Here is a 21848-nt window from a genome sequence, read left to right as displayed (position 1 = left end):
CGGCTGACACACTCCACGCTTTCGCGCGCCGTCCGTGCGCGCCCCGCCGGGGCCACCCTTGTGAAGGGTCACCCTGTTGTCTTCCACCTCTGTTTCCACCGCGCTCGCTCCCTACGGCTGGGACGACGCGTGGGCGGACGAGTTCGCCCCGTACGACTCCGAAGGGCTGCTGCCCGGGCGGGTGGTCCGGGTCGACCGCGGTCAGTGCGACGTGGTCACCGCCGGCGGGGTGCTGCGGGCCGACACCGCCTTCGTCACGCCCCACGACCCGCTGCGGGTCGTGTGCACCGGCGACTGGGTCGCCGTCGAACCCGCGGGCACTCCCCGCTACGTACGGACGTGTCTGCCGCGCCGTACCGCCTTCGTGCGCTCCACCTCCTCCAAGCGGTCCGAGGGGCAGATCCTCGCCGCCAACGTCGACCACGCGATCGTCGCCGTGTCGCTGGCCGTCGAGCTCGACCTCGGCCGCATCGAGCGCTTCCTCGCCCTCGCCTGGGAGTCCGGGGCGCAGCCGGTGGTCGTGCTGACCAAGGCCGACCTGGTCCCGGACGCGGTGACGCTCTCGCACCTCGTGCAGGACGTGGAGAACACGGCGCCGGGCGTGCCCGTGCTGGCGGTCAGCGCCGTCGGCGGGGACGGACTGGACGTACTCGCCGCCGTCGTGGCCGGGGGGACGTCCGTCCTGCTCGGGCAGTCCGGCGCGGGCAAGTCGACGCTCGCCAACGCGCTGCTCGGACAGGACGTGATGGAGGTGCAGGCCGCCCGGGACGTCGACGGCAAGGGGCGGCACACGACCACGACGCGCAACCTGCTGACGCTGCCCGGCGGCGGTGTCCTGATCGACACGCCGGGCCTGCGCGGCGTCGGGCTCTGGGACGCCGGCACCGGGGTCGGGCAGGTGTTCGCCGAGATCGAGGAGCTGGCGGACGACTGCCGGTTCCACGACTGCGCCCACGAGGCCGAACCGGGCTGCGCGGTGCTGGCCGCGCTCGACTCGGGTGAACTGCCGGTACGGCGGCTGGAGAGCTATCGCAAGCTGCTCCGGGAGAACCAGTGGATCGTGGCCAAGACCGACGCCCGGCTCCGGGCGGAGATCCGCAAGGACTGGAAGCGCAAGGGCGCCGAGGGGCGGGCCGCGATGGAGGCCAAGCGGGGGCGTCAGCGGTAGGACGTACCCGGGGCGGGCACGGGTGGGGGCACCGGCCGGTGCCGTGCGGCGCTGCCGCGCCCGCCCGAGCCCGTCCCCCGGGGCGCACGTCGCACGTCACACAGCAGGGTGTCCGAATTCCGCCAGCCGCACCCCTCTCCAGGGCGCAGACTGGACAGCGTGATGGATGAAGACACCAGGTACGCGGCCGTGCGCAGCAGGGACGCCCGGTTCGACGGCGAGTTCTTCTTCGCGGTCGAGACCACGGGCATCTACTGCCGGCCCAGCTGTCCCGCCGTCACCCCCAAGCGGCCCAACGTGCGGTTCTTCGCGACGGCCGCCGCCGCGCAGGGAGCGGGCTTCCGCGCCTGCCGGCGGTGCCGCCCGGACGCCGTGCCGGGGTCGGCCGAGTGGAACGTCCGGGCCGATGTCGTGGGTCGGGCCATGCGGCTGATCGGCGACGGCGTCGTGGACCGGGAGGGCGTCGCCGGGCTCGCCACGCGGCTCGGGTACAGCGCCCGGCAGGTGCAGCGCCAGCTGACCACCGAGCTCGGCGCCGGGCCCGTCGCCCTCGCCCGGGCCCAGCGGGCGCACACCGCGCGCGTGCTGATCCAGACCACCGGCCTGCCCATCACGCAGATCGCGTTCGCCGCCGGGTTCGCCAGCGTGCGGCAGTTCAACGACACCATGCGCGAGGTGTACGCCTCGACCCCGAGCGAACTGCGGGCCGCCGCGCCCAAGGGACGTACCGCCCGGCGGGCGGACACCCCGAGCGCCGGGATCCCGCTGCGGCTCGCCCACCGCGGGCCCTACCACGCGGGTGCCGTCTTCGACCTGCTCGCGCGCGAGGCCGTGGCCGGCATCGAGGACGTCGGCGGGACGCCCGGCCGGCGCACCTACCGGCGCACGCTCCGGCTGCCGTACGGCACCGGCATCGTCGCCGTGGACGAGCGCACCCGGAGCTCCGGCTCCGCCACCCACCCCGGCGGCTGGCTCGACGCCCGGATGCACCTGACCGACCAGCGGGACCTCACCACCGCCGTGCAGCGGCTGCGGCGGCTGCTCGACCTCGACGCCGATCCGTACGCCGTCGACGGGCGCCTCGGCGCCGATCCGCGGCTCGCCCCCCTGGTCGCCGCGCGGCCCGGGCTGCGGTCGCCCGGCGCCGCCGACCCGGAGGAACTGGCGGTACGTGCGCTGGTGGGCCGGCCGGCGGCGGAGGGGCTGGTTCGGCGGTACGGCAAGGCGCTCGACGCGCCCTGCGGCACCCTCACCCACCTCTTCCCCGAACCGGCCGTCCTCGCCGGCGCCGAACCCGAGGGCACCCTGGGCGCCCTGACCACGGCCCTCGCCGACGGCGCCGTACGCCTCGATCCGGGCGCCGACCGGTACGACGCGCAGGCCGCGCTGCTCGCCGTACCCGGCCTGGACGCCACCACCGTCGCCGTCATCCGCACCCGCGCCCTCGGCGACCCCGACGTCGCCCCGCCCGGCGCGGACGTCCCCGACAGCTGGCGCCCCTGGCGCTCGTATGCCGTACGACACCTGCGCACAGCAGGGGAGTTGGAGTTCCTGTGAGCATCACCGCCCGTCCCCCCGTGACCACCGCTGTCGCCTCCGTGGAGATCCACTGGGCCACCGTCGGCAGCCCTCTCGGCGAGCTGCTGCTCACCGCCGACCCGGACGGCACCCTCACCTCCCTGTCCGTGCCCGGGCAGAAGGGCGGACGTAGCGTCCAGGACGGCTGGCGGCATGATCCCGCGCTCTTCCGCGAGGCGGAGGAGCAGCTCGCCGCTTACTTCGCCGGGGAGCTGAAGGAGTTCCGGCTGCGACGGCGTTCCGAGGGGACGCCGTTCCGGCAGCGGGTGTGGGACGCGATCGAATCGCTGCCCTACGGGGCGACCACCACGTACGGTGAGATCGCGGCGCGGATCGGCGCCCCGCGCGCCGCCGTACGGGCCGTCGGCGGCGCGATCGGCGCCAATCCGCTGCTCGTCGTGCGCCCCTGCCACCGGATCATCGGCGCCGACGGCTCGCTGACCGGCTACGCGGGTGGCCTGGACCGCAAGGTGCGGCTGCTCACACTGGAGGGCGTGCTGCCGCCCTTGGGCGCCGCCGGATAACCGATTGAACCGCCTGCCGCCCACGTGGTTCCGTGGGCGGCATGGTGCAGACCGATCGACTCGCGGCCTTCGCCGCCATGTCGTTCCTGCTGATCGTGGTCCCCGGGCCGAGTGTCCTGTTCGTGGTCGGGCGCGCCCTGGCGCAGGGGCGCCGGGCCGCGCTGACCACCGTGGTGGGCAACACGCTGGGGGCGTACGCCGCCGTGGCCGCCGTGGCGTTCGGCGTGGGTGCCGTGGTGGAGCGGTCGGCCGTCGTCTTCATGGCGCTGAAGCTGGCCGGCGCCGCCTACCTGATCCACCTGGGCATCCGGGCGATACGGCAACGGCACGCGCTGCGGGCGGCGTTCGGCCAGGCGCAAGCCGGCCCCGGGGGGCTGCGCACGCTGTGGGAGGGGTTCGCGGTCGGGGTGACCAACCCGAAGACGATCGTGTTCTTCGCCGCCGTACTGCCCCAGTTCGTGGACCGCGCGCAGGGGCACGTCATCGCGCAGATGCTGCTGCTCGGCCTGGTCTTCAACCTCATCGCCGTCGCCTGCGACAGCGTCTGGGGGCTGGCCGCGGCCGGTGCCCGGAACTGGTTCGCCCGGTCCCCGGGGCGGCTCGCGGCCATCGGTGGCGCCGGCGGTCTGACCATGATCGGCCTCGGTGTGACGGTCGCGGTGACCGGCCGCAAGGACTGATCGTCCGCCGGGCCGGTCAGCCCCAGATCACGACGCCCAGCCAGACGCCCATGATCAGCTGACAGGTGAACAGCTCCGCGAGCACGCTGGAGCCCCCCGAGCGCATCGCCGTGCGCACGGCGGCCCAGGCCTCGGCGTGGCGGCCGAGCCGGAGGCGTTCGCAGAGGTAGATGCCCGCCATGAAGCCCGGGATCGCGCCGACGACCGGGACGACGAAGAAGCCGACGAGCGAGCCGAGCCCGGCGTACACCGCCATCCGGGGGGTGGCGTCGCTCTCCCGGAGCCTGCGCGGTGGCAGGGCCCAGCGCACCACCTGCGCCAGGAACAGCGCGACGGTGGCGCCGACCAGCACGAACCATGCGGTCGGCTGCGGGTCCTGCAGCGCCCACCACATCACCGCCGCCCACACCAGCCACGACCCCGGAACCCCGGGCACCAGCACTCCGCACAGGCCGGCCAACATCAGCAGGCCGGCCAGCAGGAGCTGCCACACTCCCATCTGCCCAGCCTGCCGGAGCCCACGGAACCTCGCAGGTCGCCGGCGGCGCCGCGCGTGGGCTGGCGCGCCGCGCTCCGGTGCCTCAGCGGCCCCGGGCCACCCACCCGCGCTCGTACACGTGCCACCCCAGCTGCCACCGGGTCGTCATCCCCGTCAGCCGCTGAACGGTCCTCAGACCCAGGTCCAGCTGTCTGGCGAACCGCAGCGGCAAGGCCCGGGACGGATCGGGCACGTCGGCGGCGCCCACCGCCACCAGCGCGCGGTACGTCGACTCGTGCGTCCCGTCCAGCCCGATCGCCGCCGGCGTCAACCCTCGCCCCTCCCCGGAATCCGGACCCGCCGACCGGCCGTGGCGCAAACAGGCCACGGCGCAAAGCCGCCACGGCACATCATCGCCGTACCGCGCGTAACCCTGCCAAGGTGGGGCCACCGGCGCCGACGGGCACCGGGTGTTTCGCGTCGCCGGGCGGCTCTCCCGTGGGGGGTGGAGTCGCCCGGTGGCCTCTCTCGCACGTCCGTGCGATGCCTGGCCCCGGCGCGCGTACGCCGCACCCGACACCCGTACGACACGTCACCCCGACACGCCGTGCGAACCCGGAGAGCCGCGTCCCATTTTCCGAACGCCCCGTTTTCATCCGGGCCGTGCGGTGGACAATTGAGGGCATGAGCCAGCAGGGGGGAAGGCCCGCCGGTCACTCCGACGACTGGTGGCGGCAGCTGTACGACGACACCACCGAGGACACGGGCCCCACGCGCACGCCCGAGTCGCTCGACGACCGTTTCGCCTCGGCGGCGGACGCGGTGACCGAACCGCCGGGCGCTCCCGGCGGCTCACCCGCGCCGCGCCGCGGCGGCGCACGACCGCCACGGGGCGGCGCCGACCGCGCGGACGCATCGCCCCGCGCCGACGGGCCGGTCCCCGGGCCGCGCGACGCCGAGACGGCCCCTCCCCTGCCGCTCCCGCCCACCGGCCCCACCACCTCGGCCACCGGCCGCCCCGCCCCCACCTTCGCTGAGCCGCCCCCGCCGTTCCCGCCGCCCCCACCCGCACCACCCCGCCTGGCCCCCGTCACCCCCACTCCGCTGCACCACGTCGGTTCCGGCCCGCCCACCTACGAGCCCGAGCCCACCGCCCTGCCGCCCGCCGACCCCGACGACCTCGGCGACCTGGTCGCCGACACCGTGCTGGACGGCGCCCACTACGGCGCCTGCACCCTGCGCGCCGCCTCCGTGCGCGGGGACTCCGCGCGCTACCGGGGCGAGCCCCGCCGCGACGCCCTGTTCACCGCCCGGTTCGGCACCGGCGACACCGCGCTCGTACTGGTCGCGATGGCCACCGGCGCACGTGCCACCGCCGGTGCGCACCGCGCCGCCGCCGAGGTGTGCCAGTGGATCGGGCGTGCGGTCGGGCGCAGCCACGCACGGCTCGCCGAGGACATACGCGCCGGCCGCCGCGGCGACCTGAAGTCCGGCCTGCACCGGCTCACCGACCGCAGCCTCGGCAAACTTCGCGCCAGCGCCGCCGAACAGGGCCTGCTGCCCGACGAGTACGCCGCCACCCTGCGCTGCCTGCTCCTGCCCGCAGACCCCGGCTGCCGTACCCGCGTCTTCTTCGGCGTCGGCGCCGGAGGCCTGTTCCGGCTGCGCGACGGAGCCTGGCAGGACATCGAACCGCAGTTCGGCGAGGTCACCGGTGAGCCCGTCCTCAGCTTCGGGTCACCGCCCGCCGAGACCCCCGCGGGCGACCGGCTCACCATGGACCTGGGCATACCGACCCCGCCGAGCCCCTACGAACCGGCCCCCGAGCCACCCCGCGAACCCTTCCGCTTCCGCGCCTCCGTCGCCCGACCGGGTGACACGCTCCTGATGTGCACGGGCGGCCTCGCGGAGCCGCTGCGCGGCGAACCGGAGCTGCCCGCGCATCTGCGGGAGCGGTGGGCGGCCGCGCAGCCACCGGGTCTCGCCGCCTTCCTCGCCGACACCCAGGTACGGGTGAAGGGATACGCCGACGACCGTACGGCGGCCGCCGTGTGGGAGGCGTGAGGGCGAACCCTGTGGATTGATGGACCCAAGGACAGTCGAAGGGGTGCATCGAACCATGGCCAAGCAGAACGTCGCCGAACAGTTCGTCGACATCCTCGCCCGCGCCGGAGTCAAACGCCTGTACGGCGTCGTCGGCGACAGCCTCAACCCGGTCGTCGACGCGGTCCGCCGCAACTCCGCCATCGACTGGATCCACGTCCGGCACGAGGAGACCGCCGCCTTCGCGGCCGGCGCGGAGGCGCAGATCACCGGGAAGCTGGCGGCCTGCGCCGGTTCCTGCGGACCCGGCAACCTGCACCTCATCAACGGCCTGTTCGACGCCCACCGCTCCATGGCCCCGGTGCTCGCCCTCGCCTCCCACATCCCGTCAGGCGAGATCGGCCTCGGCTACTTCCAGGAGACCCACCCCGACCGGCTGTTCCAGGAGTGCAGCCACTACAGCGAGATGATCTCCAGCCCGCAGCAGATGCCGAGGCTGCTCCAGACCGCCATCCAGCACGCGATCGGGCAGGGCGGCGTCAGCGTCGTCACCCTGCCGGGCGACATCGCCGACCGGCCCGCCCCCGACAGGGCGCCCGAGTCCGCCCTCGTCACCTCCCGGCCCAGCGTCCGGCCCGGCGACGCCGAGATCGACCGCCTCGTCCGACTCATCGACGACGCCGACAAGGTCACCCTCTTCTGCGGCAGCGGCACGGCGGGGGCGCACACCGAGGTGATGGAGTTCGCCGAGAAGATCAAGTCCCCGGTCGGGCACGCCCTGCGCGGCAAGGAGTGGATCCAGTACGACAACAAGTTCGACGTCGGGATGAGCGGACTCCTCGGCTACGGCGCCGCCTACGAGGCCACCCACGAGTGCGACCTGCTGATCCTGCTGGGAACCGACTTCCCCTACAACGCCTTCCTTCCCGACGACGTGCGGATCGCCCAGGTCGACGTGCGCCCGGAACGCCTGGGGCGCCGCTCCAAGCTGGACCTCGCCGTCTGGGGCGACGTCCAGGAGACGCTGCGCTGCCTGATCCCGCGGGTGCGGACCAAGACGGACCGGCGCTTCCTCGACAAGATGCTCAAGAAGCACGCGGACGCGCTGGAAGGGGTCGTCAAGGCGTACACCCGCAAGGTCGAGAAGCACGTCCCGATCCACCCCGAGTACGTGGCGGCCGTGCTGGACGAACTCGCCGACGAGGACGCCGTCTTCACCGTGGACACCGGTATGTGCAACGTCTGGGCGGCCCGGTACATCTCGCCCAACGGCCGGCGCCGCGTCATCGGTTCGTTCTCCCACGGCTCGATGGCGAACGCCCTGCCGATGGCGATCGGCGCCCAGTTCACCGACCCGGGCCGGCAGGTCGTGTCGATGTCGGGGGACGGCGGATTCGCCATGCTGATGGGGGACTTCCTGACCCTGGTGCAGTACGGCCTGCCGGTGAAGGTCGTACTGTTCAACAACTCCGCGCTCAGCATGGTCGAGCTGGAGATGCTGGTGGCCGGCCTGCCCTCGTACGGCACCACCAACACCAACCCCGACTTCGCCGCCGTCGCCCGCGCCTGCGGTGCCTACGGCCTCCGCGTCGAGAAGCCCAAGCAACTCGCCGGCGCCCTCAAGGACGCCTTCCGCCACAAGGGCCCCGCCCTCGTGGACGTCGTCACCGACCCCAACGCGCTGTCCATCCCGCCGAAGATCAAGGCCGAGATGGTGACAGGGTTCGCCCTGTCCGCCTCGAAGATGGTCCTGGACGGCGGCGTCGGCCGCATGCTCCAGATGGCCCGCTCCAACCTCCGCAACGTGCCCAGGCCCTAGTCGACGTAAGGCGTCCAGCGGCGCGCGGACGTGTCGTACGCGTACCGGGGCAGGTCCTCGATGGCGGTCGTGCGGAACGGGTGGCCGTCGTCGTCGATGCGGATCGTGCCGGACCGGCCCTGGGAGGACCAGTCCAGCTCCAGGTACCACGAACAGTCGCAGTGCCCGGTACGGGCGTTGACCAGGAGGACCTCCGGGTCCTCGGCGGACACGCGGTAGGGCATGCGCACCGCCGGGAGGGGGTCGCCCGCGTCGTTGCCGGGCATCGCGCGGGCGATCGGGCGGTCGGCGTCCAGGTCGACCGCGAAGTGGCGGGGCGTCAGCGCGCCGCCGCAGCCCTGGTCCATGGCGTACGCCGTGCCGGGCACCGGGTCGGTACGGCCCACGACACGGACGCGCAGCGCCTCCAGGACCACGGCCGTGGACGTCCTGCCCTGCACGGAGACCCGGATGTTCGTCTCACGCCCGTGCACGGCGTCCTGGGTCGCCGCCCACCGCCCGGCGTCCTGTGGGGCCGGGGGCGGCGGGACCCGGTCCGGAGATCTGCGGATGACGTAGTCGTGACCGCAGCCGAGCGACCACGCCTGGGAGTCGGCGGTCCACGCGAGCGGAGCGGCGACGGCCACCGGACGCGGGGGCTTCGCCTGCTCCTTGCCGCCCCCACCGTCCGGACGCAGGGCGACGAGGGCGACGACCAGGGCGGAGGCGAGTCCGGCGGCGAGGGCCAGGCGGCGATGCCGGTACCAGGGGCGGGCGATCCTCCGCGAGGGCGTCGGTACGGGCGCCGGCTCCGTGCGAGGCTCCTTCGGAGGGCCCTCCTCCACCGCCGCTTCGCGCGCGGCGGCCGAGGTCGACCCCGCCGTCCGGCCCTTCCGGCGGGCCGCGACGGCCAGGAGCCAGTGGCGGTGGATGTCCAGGCGTTCCTCCGGTGTGGCGCCGCACAGCGCGGCGAGGCGTTCGACCGGGGCGAAGTCGAGCGGGACCGCCTCGCCGGCGCAGTAGCGGTGCAGCGTCGAGGTGTTCATGCCCAGGCGGCGGGCCAGCGAGCCGTAACTGCGGTCGGTGCGCGCCTTGAACGCCCGCAGCAGCGCCGCGAACTCCGCCACGTCGTCGTGTGCCGGCACCGTACCCTCCGTCCCGGCCCGGGCGGCATCCCAGGCACTCACATATCTGCACGTCAGCCGGGCTGGGATGGTTCCACCGTGCCGGATGCCGCGCCGGCTGTTGCGGCTGCCCGCCGGTACGGCCGATGCTCTTGGCGTCGCCCCTGGTTCCGCCGGACCGACCGTCAGGCGCCGGGCGGCGATTCCACTTCGTACGACACCTTCACGGGGAGACCCATGCCCAACCGCATCCGAGCCGGCGCGCTCACCGCACTCGTCGTCGCCGGGCTCACCACGCTCACGACCCTCGCCGCACCGGCGGGCGCCGCCGCCCCGGCGAAGCCCGCCCCAGCCTTCCTCTCGGCGTCCCAACTGCCGCCGCACCCCTCGTCCTCCTGGACCGCGGGCAAGGTCACCGACGGGGTGCCGCTGGAGCTCGGTCTCTGCCTCGCCGACGTCTTCCCGGGCTACGACTCCCGCTACCGGGAGTTCCGCACCGACCTCGACACCGGCGCCCGTCAGCTCACCATCGTCACGGGCAGTGCTGTCAAGGCCAAGGCCCTCGCCGGCCGCATGAACGAGGAGATCCGGAACTGCCCCGACCGCCTCGAGACGGACCCTGAGATCGGCGCCGCGCACCGCGACTACGGCGCCGTGCCGGTCGAGGAGGGCGCCCACGTGCACGGTCTGCACACCTGGACGGCGTGGGGTGCCACGGACATCCGCCTGATGTCGGTGGGCCGCGACGGCCGGACCGTCACCGTCGTGGACTGGGCGCAGATGGGCGACTTCTCCGACGCCCCGGTGCGCGCCTTCAAGAAGACCACCACCACCGCGGTGAACAAGCTGTACTGACCGCACGGTCCCCGTGAGGAACGGCGGCGTCCTCTCCCACGGGGGTGGGGAGGGCGGCCGCCGTGCCGTACGGTTCTGGCCAGTCTCGCCGTCCGCGCCACGGCACCGCTACGGCGGCCCGCGACCGGATGTCGTTAGCCGGCGGCCCCACGCGCTCAGCGGCTACGGCCGGATCGGCAGCCCCAGGTCGGCAGTTGAGACCATCCGGGTCGGCCCGGACCGCGCCGGACGCGCGGGCGGCGGCCCCGTGGGGCGCCCGGGACGGACACCGCCGTGGCCGAACACACGGTCGTTGACAATTCCACATGACTGCCGCGGCGCCCATCGGGCAAGGATCCCCCTGAACGTGTTCGAGCAGGAGGGGAACCGACATCGGCACGCGGGCGGGGGACATGAAGAGGCAGGCACGAGGGGGCGGTCCCGCGGCGTTCGGGGCCTTCTCGGCGGGGACGGTGGAGGAAGAGGCCGACGGCGTCACGGAGCAGGCACATGCGTCGCAACTGAAGCGCAGACTCGGGAGGGCGGACCTGAGGGCGGTCCCGGAGGCCCGCAGAGAGCTGCGCGACCTGCTACGGCACTGGGGACAACCCGGCCGGGCGGAGATAGCGGAACTGCTCACCAGCGAACTCGTCACCAACGCGATCGTCCACACCGACCAGGAGGCCGTCCTGACGGCCACCGTCGGGCCCCACGGGCTGCGGGTGGAGGTCCGGGACTACGTGGCCCGCAGGCCCCGGTTGCGGGTGGCGAACCCCGACGAGAACACGCACGGCAGGGGGCTGGTGCTGGTGGAGTCCCTCGCGGACGCGTGGGGCGTAAGGCCGCACGAGTCGGGGAAGTCCGTGTGGTTCGAACTGGAGGCGGACGCGGAGGCCGCCTGAACGGTACGGGGTGCGGTCCGTGTCGGACCGCACCCCCGTCCCGTGCTGTCCGGTCCTAACCGAACTGCTGCTCCAGGTCCTTCAGCTTGCGCTCAAGGGAGTCGAGGCGCGGGAGGGCCATGGTGTCGTCCTCCGCGGTGAGGTCGACCGTGAGCGGATCGGAGCCGGTGCGCACGGGCTGCAGTGAGGGCCGTGCGCGGAGCGGCAGTGGTTCCGCGGTGGATATGGCAGGCTCCGCGGGGACGCGTTCGGCGACCTGCTCCACGGCGGGCAGCTCGGCGTGCCGTCCGCCGCCCCGGCCGACGAAGCCGCGACCGTGGCCCCGGCTGATCGCCTTGAGCTGCGCACGCTCCAGCCGCTCCTGCTCACGCCGCCGCAGTCGCGTCTGCTCCTTCTGCCGCTTGTCCTCGCGCACCTCGTCGACGGCCTCGTCGAGGGTGCGGACACCTTCCAGCAGCATCAGCGACCATGCCCTGTACGTCTCACGCGGCGCCCGCAGCCAGCGGACTATGCGGATCTGCGGCAGTGGTCGCGGAATCAGACCCTGCTCACGCAGCGCGGCCCGGCGGGTCTGCTTCAGGGCGCGGTCGAAGAGGACCGCCGCCGACATGGACATGCCCGCGAAGAAGTGGGGGGCGCCGTCGTGGCCGAGGCCGCGGGGGGCGTGCACCCAGTTGAACCAGGCCGCCGCGCCCGCGAACGTCCACACCAGTATCCGGGAGCCGAGCGCCGCGTCACCGTGGCTGGCCTCACGCACCGCGAGCACCGAGCAGAACATCGCCGCGCCGTCGAGGCCGAACGGAACCAGGTATTCCCAGCCGCCGGTGAGGCCGAGGTTCTGCTGGCCGAAGCCGACGAGGCCCTTGAAGGAGAGCGCCGCGGCGACCGCGGCACAGCAGAAGAGGAGTACGTAGGAAGCGGTGCCGTATATGGCTTCCTTGCGCCTGCGGCGCTCCTCCATACGCTCCCACGAGTCGTCCGCGCTCGCGTCCTTCCCCGCGGAACGCTTGCCGCGCTGGAGTACCGCAACCGCCGTCAGCATGCCCGCGAGCAGTACGGCGCACGGTAGCAGCCAGTTCAGCGATATGTCGGTCAGTCTCATCTGGGGTCCCTTGCATTGGGATAGGGCGTAACGCCCGCCATGGTGGCCCAAACCCACCGGCCCTCAGGGGGTTTCGGGGCAAGAGGCCGCCATGGAGGTGCAAGGGGATGCCCGGGGCGGCGTTCTGCTCGAACTGCCGCGTGAGGGGCGGGAGTTGAGTTCGAATAAGACTACCCGTACGAGTGATGCCGGCGGTACGAGTGGTGCTGGTGTGGTTGCCCGGGCGGTCCCGATGATCTTACGGGATGTGACGGGGTGTGAGTCGCCTCAACCGACCGTCGTGGCCAGCAGTTTGGTCACGCGGTCCGCGTCGCAGGTGCGCGGACAGGTGGCGCAGGTGTCCTCGGGGCGGAGGGTGTAGAACATGCAGCAGCTCGCCCGGTCCCGGGTGGGCAGCGTCTCGCCGTTCGGGCCCTTGAGCTCACGGAAGGCGGCCGAGCCGGCGTACGGCTTGGTCGCGCCCGGCAGCAGCAACTCCAGCTCGTGGCGCGCGCGGTCCTCCTCGCCGAGGAGGTGGGCGACGTACCACAGGCCCTCGACGATCTCGTCGGTCGCCATGCCCCACAGGGCGCGGCCGCGGCGGCGCATCCGGGGGCCGAAGGCGGCCAGGACCGGTTCGAGGTGCTCGGCGACGGCCGCGCGTACCTCGGCCCGCAGCGCCTCCTCGTCCGGGACCACCGTGGCGCCCGGGAGGATCGCGGCGGGGTCGTCGGGGAGGCAGGCGAAGCCGTGCGGGCGGACCATGAGGTGGCCCATGGCCAGGCCGGGGGCGTCGCGGTCGTACGAGACGTGCGTCACGGGGTAGCGGGGGACGCGGCGGCTGAGGAACCACGGGACGGTGATCAGCAGGCAGGCCGGCCAGGCGTAGCGGTGCAGGCCGAAACTGGCTATCACGTCGGGGCGGGCCTGTCGGCCGTAGTCGCGGACGACCTGGGCCTCGTCGTGGGCGAGGAAGTCGTCGAGGGCGGTGCCGCCTGCGGCGAGGGCGTCGCTGGTGATCCATCCGGGGCCGGTGGGGAAGGGCTCCGCGTGGTCCAGTTCCGTGACGCCCATGCTGGGGACGGCTTCCGTGAGGCGGGCGTACGCGCTTGCTGTGGCCGAGGCGGGCACGGGCATACGGGGACCACCCATTCGCAGACGTTTGGGGCCGTTCAGAGGTAAGGCTAACCTTACCCGACGGGGTGCGGATTTGAACCGGGGGCTTCTGCGCCTAAGGTGCTTGACGGACGAGTAACAAGCCGCCGTTAATGACCCCAAGTACTGACACGTCCGGAGGAGGACCCCGTGGAGCGAGGTGCGCAGGGCTTCGCCGAGGGTGGCTTCGCCGAAAGTGGCTTGGCCGAGGGTGGCTTGGCCGAAAGTGGCTTCGCCGAGGGTGGCTTTGCCGAGGGTGGCTCGGCTGATTTCGCGGTGCCGCGGGTGCGGGTTCCGGCGCAGCCCGCGGGTGCGGAGCGGGGGCGGGACCGGGAGCAGGGCGATGCGGGTGGTGCCGTCGGGGCTGTGCGGGGGGAGCACACGCACAGTGAGGCGCCGATCCGGCCCGTGGTGCAGCGGGCCTCCGTGCGGGGGCAGATCCTGGACGCTTTGCGGGCCGCGCTGGTGAGCGGGGAGTTGCGGCCGGGGGAGGTGTACTCGGCGCCGGCGTTGGCGGAGCGGTTCGGGGTGTCGGCGACGCCTGTGCGGGAGGCCATGCAGCAACTGGCGTTGGAGGGCGCGGTCGAGGTCGTGCCCAACCGGGGCTTCCGGGTCGTCGTGCGGGATGCGCGTGAGCTTTCCGAACTCGCCGAGGTACGGCGCCTGATCGAGGCGCCGTTGATTCTGCGGCTGGCGCGGGTGGTGCCCGCGGAGCGGTGGGCGGAGCTGCGGCCGTCGGCCGAGGCGACCGTGCGGGCCGCGTCCTCCGGATGCCGGGCGACGTATGCGGAGGCCGACCGGGCGTTTCACCGGGCCGTGCTGGCGCTTGCGGGGAACGAGCAGTTGGTGCGGATCGCCGACGACGTGCAGCGGCGGGCGCAGTGGTCGTTGGTCGCGGCCTCCGGGGGGCGTACGGAGCTGATGGCCGATGCGGCTGAGCATGCCGCGTTGGTGGATGCGCTCGTGCTGCGGGATCTGGACGCCGTGCGGGTGGTCGTGGAGGAGCACTTCGCGCGCTGGTGTTAGCCGGTGCGCGATGCCAGTGCGGGTGAGTGCCTGGTTGCTGCGGCGCCTTCTGTCCGGGGGGTGGGTCGGGGCCGTGCCGGGGGGTGTCCGTCCTCGGAACGGCGCGGAATCGGTCACTTACCGACGCACCCGTGTTGGCGCGCCAACCGCTGCGGGCGGACACCCCCCGACACGACCCCTTCTCGCCGCGGGCGGGTGCCGTCCCTGACACGAGCTTCTCGTCGTGGGTGGGTGCCGCCCTTGTGTGTCGGGCTTCTCGTCGTGGGTGGGTGCCGCCCTTGTGTGTCGGGCTTCTCGTCGTGGGTGGGTGCCGTCCCTGACACGGGCTTCTCGTCGTGGGTGGGTGCCGTCCCTGACACGGGCTTCTCGTCGTGGGTGGGTGCCGTCCCCGTGTGCCCGGGTTCTCGCCGTACGCGGGTGCGGCTTCGTGCGTCGGTCGCTCAAGTCGCGGGCATGCGTGCCGCCTGGGGCGGCAACCCGCCCCGGGGGGCGGGGACGCGTGCCGCTCGGCGATCTCGTTGCTATGCCGTTGCCGCGTCCGGGGTCGGTGGGGTGAGGTGGGCTGCCAGCCAGGTGGGGACGCCGCCCAGGAGGCGGTAGAGGCGGCGGGCCTCCTCGCGTAGGCGGGAGGCCTCCGGTTCGGGTTCCGTGTCGGCCAGGGAGGCCAGTGCGGGGGCCGTGCCGACCAGGTAGCCCAGTTCCTCGCGGATGCGCAGGGACTCGGCGAAGCCGTGCCGGGCCTCGGTCAAATCGCCTTCCCTGAGGGCCAGTCCGGCCAGGTGGCGCCAGGTGAAGGACAGCAGGAGGGTGTTGCCGTGGGCCGTGGCGCCCGCGTGGGCGCGGCGGTAGGCGGCCTGGGCGGACTGGGGGGAGTGCGCGAGGTTCTCGGCGAGCAGGCCGCGGCGGAAGTCCAGCAGGGGGCGGCCGGAGGTGCCAGGGGGGATCAGGGCCGCCGCCCGGCCGAGGGCCGCCCGTGCCTCGTCGGCGCGGTCCCGGACCGTGTGCAGGGTGGCGGCGTAGGCGAGCTGCCCGCGCTCGCAGGCCGCCGCGCCCCGTTCCTCGTCGGTGAGGGCCAGGGCCTCGGCCGTGCGCAGGGCGTCCTCTGCCTCCTCCCAGCCCTGCTCGGTGTACAGACATCGTTCGACCAGCAGTGCGGCGCGCTGCAGCGCGGCCGCCGGCGTGGCCGGGGTCAGCAGGGCGGCCGCGTCGGCCCAGCAGGCCCGTGAGCGCAGCCTCCATACCGCGGTCTGGAGGGGATCGTCGTCAGAGGTCGTTCCAGTACCAGACATGGCGGTATGCGCCACGTTGCCCTCCCCGAGCACGCCATCGAGCTGTTGAGTGGTGGCCGCATTTCAACACCAATTCAGCTGCCCGGCCAAGGGGGTGGGTGAAGGATTTCACAAAGTCGTGGGAGTCCTCGGCCTTTCAGGTTTCAGCTCATGCGCAGCGCCAGGAAGAAGTCCAGCTTGTCCTCGAGGCGGGAAAGGTCGCGACTCGTCAACTGCTCGATGCGGCCGACCCGGTAGCGCAGCGTGTTGACGTGCAGGTGGAGGCGGGAGGCGCAGCGGGTCCAGGAGCCGTCGCTCTCGAGGAACGCTTCGAGGGTCGGGATCAGCTCGGCGCGGTGGCGGCGGTCGTAGTCGCGCAGCGGGTCCAGCAGCCGGGCCGTGAAGGCGCGGCGTACGTCGTCGGGGACGAAGGGCAGGAGGAGGACGTGCGACGCCAGTTCCTGGTGGCCCGCCGCGCAGACCCGCCCGGTGCGGGCCGCGGCCACCCGGCGGGCGTGCCGTGCCTCCTCCAGGGCGCCGCGCAGGCCCTCCGCCGAGTGGACGGCCGCGCTGACGCCGAGGGTCACCCGGCCGTCGTCGTCCAGGCCGGCCGACAGGGGGTCCCGTACGGAGGTGAGCAGGGCGTCCGCGAGGACGCCGCTCTCCGAGCCGTCGTGCTCCGCCGAGACGGCCGGAAGGGGAACCAGGGCGATCGCCTCGTCGCCCGTGTGGGCCACGGCGATGCGGTCGGACGGTTCGGGACCGGTGGCCGCCGGGTCGACCAGGATCTCCTCCAGCAGGGACTGGGCCACCGGGCCCGCCTCGATCTCGGAGCCCGCCCATTCGACGCGGGCCACGACCACCTGCCAGTGGGGGGCCGCGCCGAGGCCGGGCAGGAGGACCGGCGCGGCGACGCGCAGGCGGGCCGCGATCTCGGCGGGGGCGGCGCCCGTCTGGACGAGTTCCAGGACCTCCTGGGCGAGGCGGCGGCGGACCGTGCGGGCGGCGTCGCGGCGGTCGCGCTCGACCGCGATCAGCTGGGTGACGCCGTGCAGCAGGTCCAGGCGCTCCTCCGCCCAGTCCCCGGCGTCCGCCTCCACGGCGAGCAGCCAGTCCGACAGGACCGTCTCGCGGACGTCCCGGGAGGCCTGCGGGGAGCGGCCGCTGCTGCGGATGGGGAAGACCGAGTAGGTCGTGGTGCCGAGGATCAGGCGGTGGGGACCGCGGCGGCCGGTGCGGGCGGCCGCCAGGTGCTCGGCTGCCAGCTTGGCGCAGGCCTCGGGGGGCAGCGCGGGGCCGCCGACCTCGGAGCCCGCGATGAGGCGGCCGGTGGGGGAGAGGACCCAGGCGCGCAGGTCCAGGTCGGAACCGAGGAGGTCGAGCACGACGTCCGGTCCGCCGCCCGCCGGGCCCGAGGTCATCATCCGGCGGTGCCGGTCGACCACGGCGGCGAGGTCCCCGGCGCGCTCGCCGGAGACCTGCCGTACGACGTGCTCGGTGATCGTCGCGAAGGCCACCGACTCGTGGACGGCGAACAGCGGGAGGCGGTGCCGGGCACACGCCTGGACCAGGTCCTCGGGCACATCGCCCAGCTCGGCCTCACCGGCCGCGAGGGCCGCGACGCCCGCCTGCGCCAGGATCCGCACGAAGGGCTCGGAGTCGGCCGCGTCCCGGCGCCAGGCCAGGCCCGTCAGCACCAGTTCGCCGCCGGAGAGGTAGCGGCTGGGGTCCCGCAGGTCCGTGGTCATCACGCCCCGCACGGTGCGGTCCAGCTCGTCCTCGCCGCCGAGCAGCCTGAGGCCCAGCGCGTCGGTGTCCAGCAGTGCGCGCAGCCGCATTCTCGTCGCCGCCGTTCTTTGTCTCGAAAACTACGATGGATCTTGACGGGCCAGGGGTGGGTGGCCCGTGCGGTGGGCGGTTGAGCGGTGCTAGCCGTCTCCCGTGCTGTGCTCCAGGTCACGCGGGCTGTGCCGGACGTTTCCCCAGGAAATCCAGGAGGTTACTGATGACCTCTGTTCATACGAATCTACAAGATGCCCGCACTGGCCAGCCAACTCCTTCATGGTTTCGGTGACTGACCCCGTTGGAGCATGGGGCTGTGTACTGACGTCAATCCGCGTTAACAGCACATGAACGAGCCGGGCCCGCCGCACACGGATTGGCTCAATTTGTACGACCCACGAGACGAAGAAGAGAGCCGGTCATGGACTTCCTTCGCCCTGCCAGCTGGGAGGAGGCGCTCGCCGCGAAGGCAGAGCACCCCACCGCTGTGCCGATTGCGGGTGGCACCGATGTGATGGTCGAGATCAACTTCGACCACCGTCGGCCCGAGTACCTCATGGACCTCAACCGCATCGGCGACCTCTTCGAGTGGGAGGTCGGCGAGGACTCCGTGCGACTGGGTGCCTCCGTCCCGTACTCCCGAGTCATGGAGCACCTGCGCGCCGAGCTGCCGGGTCTGGCCCTCGCCTCGCACACCGTGGCCTCCCCGCAGATCCGCAACCGCGGCGGCGTCGGCGGCAACCTCGGCACCGCCTCCCCGGCCGGTGACGCCCACCCCGCCCTGCTCGCCGCCGGCGCCGAGGTCGAGGTGGAGTCCGTCCGGGGCTCCCGGCGCATCCCGATCGACGAGTTCTACACCGGGGTGAAGCGCAACGCGCTGGCCGCCGACGAGCTGATCCGCGCCGTGCACGTGAAGAAGGCGGACGGGCCCCAGCAGTACTCGAAGGTGGGCACCCGCAACGCCATGGTCATCGCCGTGTGCGCCTTCGGGCTCGCGCTGCACCCGGAGACGAGGACGGTCCGTACCGGCATCGGCTCGGCCGCCCCGACCCCCGTCCGGGCCAGGGCCGCGGAGGAGTTCCTGAACGCGGCGCTCGACGAGGGCGGCTTCTGGGACAGCGGAAAGATCATCACGCCGTCGGTCGCCAAGCAGTTCGCGGACCTGTGCTCCGGCGCCTGCAACCCGATCGACGACGTCCGGGGCACGGCGAGCTACCGCCGGCACGCGGTGGGCGTCATGGCCCGCCGGACGCTGACCTGGACCTGGGAGTCGTACCGCGGCACCGCCGCACGCACGGAGGGAGCCGCGTAATGCGCGTCAATTTCACGGTCAACGGCCGTCCGCAGGAAGCCGACGACGTGTGGGAGGGCGAGTCCCTGCTGTACGTGCTGCGTGAGCGGCTCGGTCTGCCCGGGTCCAAGAACGCCTGCGAGCAGGGCGAGTGCGGCTCCTGCACGGTCCGGCTGGACGGTGTGCCGGTGTGTTCGTGCCTGGTCGCCGCCGGGCAGGTCGAGGGCCGCGAGGTCGTCACCGTCGAGGGCCTCGCGGACTACGCCAAGCAGCGGTCCTGCGGCACCGGCGCCTGCGGCGGGACCTCGCTCGACGAGGCGAAGCAGTGGCAGGCCAAGGGCACCGACTCGCAGACCGGCGAGGGCGACGAACTCTCCCCGGTGCAGCAGGCGTTCATCGACGCCGGCGCCGTGCAGTGCGGCTTCTGCACCCCGGGCCTGCTGGTCGCCGCCGACGAGATGCTGGAGAGCAACCCGAACCCGTCCGACGCGGACATCCGCGAGGCGCTCTCGGGCAACCTGTGCCGCTGCACCGGCTACGAGAAGATCATGGACGCGGTCCGCCTGGCGGCCGCCCGTCAGTCCGAGGGGGTCTGACATGCCCTCCCCCAAGCTCTCCACCACGTTCGAGCAGGGCGGTGCCCCCACCGGCGCTCCTGCGAAGATCACGCAGGGCACCCGCACCAAGGGTGGCATCGGCGAGTCCACGCTCCGCCCGGACGGCACCCTGAAGGTCACCGGCGAGTTCGCGTACTCGTCCGACATGTGGCACGAGGACATGCTGTGGGGGCAGATCCTGCGCTCCACGGTCGCGCACGCCGAGATCGTCTCGATCGACACGTCCGAGGCGCTGGCGACGGCGGGTGTGTACGCCGTGCTGACCTACGACGACCTGCCCACCGAGGTGAAGAACTACGGCCTGGAGATCCAGGACACCCCGGTCCTCGCGCACGGCAGGGTGCGCCATCACGGTGAGCCGGTCGCGATCGTCGCCGCCGACCACCCGGAGACGGCCCGCCGCGCCGCCGCCAAGATCAAGGTCGAGTACCGCGAGCTGCCCGTGATCACCGACGAGGCGTCCGCGACCGCGCCGGACGCGATCCTCCTCCACGAGGGCCGCGACGACCACCACGCCGGCCATGTGCCGCACCCCAACGTCGTGCACCGCCAGCCGATCGTGCGCGGCGACGCGGAGGAGGCCGCCAGGAGGGCGGACGTGATCGTCAGGGGCGAGTACACCTTCGGCATGCAGGACCAGGCCTTCCTCGGCCCCGAGTCCGGCCTCGCGGTGCCCGAGGAGGACGGCGGCGTCCACCTCTACATCGCCACCCAGTGGCTCCACTCCGACCTGCGCCAGATCGCGCCCGTGCTCGGCCTGCCCGAGGACAAGGTCCGGATGACGCTGGCCGGCGTCGGCGGCGCGTTCGGTGGCCGCGAGGACCTGTCGATGCAGATCCACGCCTGCCTGCTGGCGCTGCGCACGGGCAAGCCGGTGAAGATCGTCTACAACCGGTTCGAGTCCTTCTTCGGGCACGTCCACCGTCACCCGGCGAAGCTCTACTACGAGCACGGCGCCACCAAGGACGGCAAGCTCACGCACATGAAGTGCCGGATCGTCCTGGACGGCGGCGCCTACGCCTCCGCCTCCCCGGCGGTCGTGGGCAACGCCTCGTCCCTGTCGGTCGGCCCGTACGTCATCGACGACGTCGACATCGAGGCCATCGCCCTCTACACCAACAACCCGCCCTGCGGCGCCATGCGCGGCTTCGGCGCGGTCCAGGCGTGTTTCGCGTACGAGGCACAGATGGACAAGCTCGCCGCGAAGCTCGGCATGGACCCGGTGGAGTTCCGGCAGCTCAACGCCATGGAGCAGGGCACCCTGCTGCCGACCGGCCAGCCCGTGGACTCGCCGGCCCCCGTCGCCGAACTCCTGCGCCGGGTGCGGAAGATGCCGATGCCGCCGGAGCGCCAGTGGGAGTCCAGCGAGGGCGCCGACGTGCGCCAGCTGCCCGGCGGCCTGTCCAACACCACGCACGGCGAGGGCGTCGTACGCGGTGTCGGCTACGCGGTCGGCATCAAGAACGTCGGCTTCTCCGAGGGCTTCGACGACTACTCCACCGCCAAGGTGCGCATGGAGGTCGTCGGCGGCGAGCCCGTCGCGACCGTGCACACCGCCATGGCGGAGGTCGGTCAGGGCGGCGTCACCGTCCACGCCCAGATCGCCCGTACCGAGCTGGGCGTCGCGCAGGTGACGATCCACCCGGCCGACACCCAGGTGGGCAGCGCCGGTTCGACGTCGGCCTCGCGGCAGACGTACGTCACCGGCGGTGCCGTCAAGAACGCCTGTGAGCTGGTCCGTGAGAAGGTGCTGGAGCTCGGGCGCCGCAAGTTCGGCTCCTACCACCCCGCCTGGGCCACCGCAGAGCTGCTGCTGGAGGGCGGCAAGGTCGTCACCGACGGCGGCGAGGTACTGGCCGCTCTGACCGACGTCCTGGAGGACGAGACCGTCGAGGTGGAGGAGGAGTGGCGGCACCGGCCGACCGAGGCCTTCGACCTGCGCACCGGCCAGGGCAACGGCCACGTCCAGTACTCCTTCGCCGCGCACCGCGCCGTCGTCGAGGTCGACACCGAGCTCGGCCTGGTCAAGGTGATCGAGCTGGCCTGCGCCCAGGACGTCGGCAAGGCACTGAACCCGCTGTCCGTCATCGGCCAGATCCAGGGCGGTACGACCCAGGGTCTGGGTGTGGCGGTCATGGAGGAGATCGTCGTCGACCCGAAGACCGCGAAGGTGCGCAACCCCTCGTTCACGGACTACCTGATCCCGACCATCCTCGACACGCCGACCATCCCGGTCGACGTCCTCGAACTCGCCGACGACCACGCCCCGTACGGGTTGCGCGGCATCGGTGAGGCCCCCACCCTGTCGTCGACCCCGGCGGTCCTCGCGGCGATCCGCAACGCGACCGGCCTGGAGCTGAACAGGACGCCGGTCCGCCCCGAGCACCTGACCGGCACCGCGTAAGAGCTCTCCGGGCGGCGCACGGAACGTCACACACTCCGCGTCGCCCGGAGCCCCAGGTACCGCTCCGCTCGCGGTGCCTGGAACCGATCCGAATC

18 protein-coding genes and 1 pseudogene are annotated in these 21848 nt (G+C 73.0%); 12 read left to right on the top strand and 7 right to left on the bottom strand.

All coding sequences use genetic code 11. The annotated features are described in order from the left end of the window. The first annotated feature begins 76 nt into the window (after positions 1 to 76). The 4 genes from rsgA (at position 77) to ACFV6X_RS00990 (ending at position 3950) form a co-directional block, all read left to right on the top strand. A complete protein-coding gene (rsgA, locus tag ACFV6X_RS01005) occupies positions 77 to 1168 on the top strand; it encodes a ribosome small subunit-dependent GTPase A (RefSeq protein ID WP_385375705.1) in 1092 nt (363 codons plus the stop codon). Between the two features lie 162 nt (positions 1169 to 1330). Further along, positions 1331 to 2725, top strand: a complete 1395-nt coding sequence (locus ACFV6X_RS01000; protein WP_385376256.1) for a DNA-3-methyladenine glycosylase 2 family protein — start codon at positions 1331 to 1333, stop codon at positions 2723 to 2725. 20 nt (positions 2726 to 2745) lie between these two features. Next, positions 2746 to 3270: a methylated-DNA--[protein]-cysteine S-methyltransferase gene (locus ACFV6X_RS00995; protein WP_385375702.1), complete on the top strand. Its 525-nt coding sequence runs from the start codon at positions 2746 to 2748 to the stop codon at positions 3268 to 3270. A gap of 41 nt (positions 3271 to 3311) precedes the next feature. Further along, complete coding sequence (locus ACFV6X_RS00990) at positions 3312 to 3950, top strand: LysE family translocator (protein ID WP_385375699.1); 639 nt, start codon at positions 3312 to 3314, stop codon at positions 3948 to 3950. 16 nt (positions 3951 to 3966) lie between these two features. On the opposite strand, the gene ACFV6X_RS00985 is transcribed toward ACFV6X_RS00990, so the two are convergent. Both ACFV6X_RS00985 and ACFV6X_RS00980 read right to left on the bottom strand, forming a co-directional pair. Next, positions 3967 to 4449, bottom strand: coding sequence for a DUF456 domain-containing protein (locus ACFV6X_RS00985; protein ID WP_385375697.1), 483 nt, complete (start codon positions 4447 to 4449; stop codon positions 3967 to 3969). Between the two features lie 82 nt (positions 4450 to 4531). Then, a pseudogene (locus ACFV6X_RS00980) lies at positions 4532 to 4645 on the bottom strand (helix-turn-helix transcriptional regulator); the annotation flags it as partial. A 467-nt stretch (positions 4646 to 5112) separates the two neighbouring features. Here ACFV6X_RS00980 and ACFV6X_RS00975 point away from each other — a divergent pair. Continuing rightward, entirely contained in the window at positions 5113 to 6492 is a 1380-nt protein-coding gene (locus tag ACFV6X_RS00975) for a protein phosphatase 2C domain-containing protein (protein WP_385375694.1), read from the top strand. 55 nt (positions 6493 to 6547) lie between these two features. Next, positions 6548 to 8290, top strand: coding sequence for a pyruvate dehydrogenase (locus tag ACFV6X_RS00970; RefSeq protein WP_385375692.1), 1743 nt, complete (start codon positions 6548 to 6550; stop codon positions 8288 to 8290). On the opposite strand, the gene ACFV6X_RS00965 is transcribed toward ACFV6X_RS00970, so the two are convergent. Then, positions 8287 to 9414 carry a helix-turn-helix domain-containing protein gene (locus tag ACFV6X_RS00965; protein WP_385375689.1) on the bottom strand — a complete coding sequence of 376 codons (1128 nt, stop codon included), beginning with the start codon at positions 9412 to 9414 and terminating at the stop codon, positions 8287 to 8289. The two genes, ACFV6X_RS00970 and ACFV6X_RS00965, sit on opposite strands and share 4 nt — an antisense overlap. Positions 9415 to 9630: 216 nt before the next feature. Here ACFV6X_RS00965 and ACFV6X_RS00960 point away from each other — a divergent pair, with 216 nt between their 5' ends. Both ACFV6X_RS00960 and ACFV6X_RS00955 read left to right on the top strand, forming a co-directional pair. Then, positions 9631 to 10248 carry a hypothetical protein gene (locus ACFV6X_RS00960; protein ID WP_385375686.1) on the top strand — a complete coding sequence of 206 codons (618 nt, stop codon included), beginning with the start codon at positions 9631 to 9633 and terminating at the stop codon, positions 10246 to 10248. 392 nt (positions 10249 to 10640) lie between these two features. After that, positions 10641 to 11129, top strand: a complete 489-nt coding sequence (locus ACFV6X_RS00955; RefSeq protein WP_385375683.1) for an ATP-binding protein — start codon at positions 10641 to 10643, stop codon at positions 11127 to 11129. Positions 11130 to 11184: 55 nt separating this feature from the next. On the opposite strand, the gene ACFV6X_RS00950 is transcribed toward ACFV6X_RS00955, so the two are convergent. Both ACFV6X_RS00950 and ACFV6X_RS00945 read right to left on the bottom strand, forming a co-directional pair. Then, positions 11185 to 12231 carry a DUF2637 domain-containing protein gene (locus tag ACFV6X_RS00950; RefSeq protein WP_385375681.1) on the bottom strand — a complete coding sequence of 349 codons (1047 nt, stop codon included), beginning with the start codon at positions 12229 to 12231 and terminating at the stop codon, positions 11185 to 11187. A 267-nt stretch (positions 12232 to 12498) separates the two neighbouring features. Beyond that, positions 12499 to 13347: a (2Fe-2S)-binding protein gene (locus ACFV6X_RS00945; protein WP_385375678.1), complete on the bottom strand. Its 849-nt coding sequence runs from the start codon at positions 13345 to 13347 to the stop codon at positions 12499 to 12501. Between the two features lie 294 nt (positions 13348 to 13641). Between ACFV6X_RS00945 and ACFV6X_RS00940 the strand changes: the two genes are divergently transcribed. After that, positions 13642 to 14391: a GntR family transcriptional regulator gene (locus tag ACFV6X_RS00940; protein WP_385376253.1), complete on the top strand. Its 750-nt coding sequence runs from the start codon at positions 13642 to 13644 to the stop codon at positions 14389 to 14391. A 521-nt stretch (positions 14392 to 14912) separates the two neighbouring features. On the opposite strand, the gene ACFV6X_RS00935 is transcribed toward ACFV6X_RS00940, so the two are convergent. Continuing rightward, positions 14913 to 15680, bottom strand: a complete 768-nt coding sequence (locus ACFV6X_RS00935) for a hypothetical protein (protein WP_365457004.1) — start codon at positions 15678 to 15680, stop codon at positions 14913 to 14915. Positions 15681 to 15823: 143 nt separating this feature from the next. Further along, positions 15824 to 17497 (bottom strand): PucR family transcriptional regulator, encoded by a 1674-nt coding sequence (locus ACFV6X_RS00930; RefSeq protein ID WP_385375675.1) that lies wholly within the window; start codon positions 17495 to 17497, stop codon positions 15824 to 15826. Between the two features lie 365 nt (positions 17498 to 17862). Here ACFV6X_RS00930 and ACFV6X_RS00925 point away from each other — a divergent pair, with 365 nt between their 5' ends. From ACFV6X_RS00925 to ACFV6X_RS00915, 3 genes are read left to right on the top strand one after another with little or no spacing between them, the layout of a single operon-like run. After that, positions 17863 to 18753 carry an FAD binding domain-containing protein gene (locus ACFV6X_RS00925; protein WP_385375672.1) on the top strand — a complete coding sequence of 297 codons (891 nt, stop codon included), beginning with the start codon at positions 17863 to 17865 and terminating at the stop codon, positions 18751 to 18753. After that, a complete protein-coding gene (locus tag ACFV6X_RS00920; RefSeq protein ID WP_385375669.1) occupies positions 18753 to 19328 on the top strand; it encodes a (2Fe-2S)-binding protein in 576 nt (191 codons plus the stop codon). Before ACFV6X_RS00925 ends, ACFV6X_RS00920 begins: the two co-directional genes overlap by 1 nt. A gap of 1 nt (position 19329) precedes the next feature. Next, positions 19330 to 21753, top strand: coding sequence for a xanthine dehydrogenase family protein molybdopterin-binding subunit (locus ACFV6X_RS00915; protein ID WP_385375667.1), 2424 nt, complete (start codon positions 19330 to 19332; stop codon positions 21751 to 21753). Positions 21754 to 21848 lie beyond the last annotated feature (95 nt).

This window comes from Streptomyces sp. NPDC059861, from assembly GCF_042731435.1.
Taxonomy (GTDB): Bacteria; Actinomycetota; Actinomycetes; order Streptomycetales; family Streptomycetaceae; genus Streptomyces.
This window is presented reverse-complemented; position numbering and strand designations above follow the sequence as displayed.

Bases quoted from the DNA above. Each gene is read 5' to 3' on its own strand.
- ACFV6X_RS01000 (WP_385376256.1), top strand. From the start codon at position 1,331: ATGGATGAAGACACCAGGTACGCGGCCGTGCGCAGCAGGGACGCCCGG.
- ACFV6X_RS00990 (WP_385375699.1), top strand. From the start codon at position 3,312: ATGGTGCAGACCGATCGACTCGCGGCCTTCGCCGCCATGTCGTTCCTG.
- ACFV6X_RS00985 (WP_385375697.1), bottom strand. From the start codon at position 4,449: ATGGGAGTGTGGCAGCTCCTGCTGGCCGGCCTGCTGATGTTGGCCGGC.
- ACFV6X_RS00975 (WP_385375694.1), top strand. From the start codon at position 5,113: ATGAGCCAGCAGGGGGGAAGGCCCGCCGGTCACTCCGACGACTGGTGG.
- ACFV6X_RS00970 (WP_385375692.1), top strand. From the start codon at position 6,548: ATGGCCAAGCAGAACGTCGCCGAACAGTTCGTCGACATCCTCGCCCGC.
- ACFV6X_RS00960 (WP_385375686.1), top strand. From the start codon at position 9,631: ATGCCCAACCGCATCCGAGCCGGCGCGCTCACCGCACTCGTCGTCGCC.
- ACFV6X_RS00955 (WP_385375683.1), top strand. From the start codon at position 10,641: ATGAAGAGGCAGGCACGAGGGGGCGGTCCCGCGGCGTTCGGGGCCTTC.
- ACFV6X_RS00950 (WP_385375681.1), bottom strand. From the start codon at position 12,231: ATGAGACTGACCGACATATCGCTGAACTGGCTGCTACCGTGCGCCGTA.
- ACFV6X_RS00945 (WP_385375678.1), bottom strand. From the start codon at position 13,347: ATGCCCGTGCCCGCCTCGGCCACAGCAAGCGCGTACGCCCGCCTCACG.
- ACFV6X_RS00935 (WP_365457004.1), bottom strand. From the start codon at position 15,680: ATGTCTGGTACTGGAACGACCTCTGACGACGATCCCCTCCAGACCGCG.
- ACFV6X_RS00930 (WP_385375675.1), bottom strand. From the start codon at position 17,497: ATGCGGCTGCGCGCACTGCTGGACACCGACGCGCTGGGCCTCAGGCTG.
- ACFV6X_RS00925 (WP_385375672.1), top strand. From the start codon at position 17,863: ATGGACTTCCTTCGCCCTGCCAGCTGGGAGGAGGCGCTCGCCGCGAAG.
- ACFV6X_RS00920 (WP_385375669.1), top strand. From the start codon at position 18,753: ATGCGCGTCAATTTCACGGTCAACGGCCGTCCGCAGGAAGCCGACGAC.
- ACFV6X_RS00915 (WP_385375667.1), top strand. From the start codon at position 19,330: ATGCCCTCCCCCAAGCTCTCCACCACGTTCGAGCAGGGCGGTGCCCCC.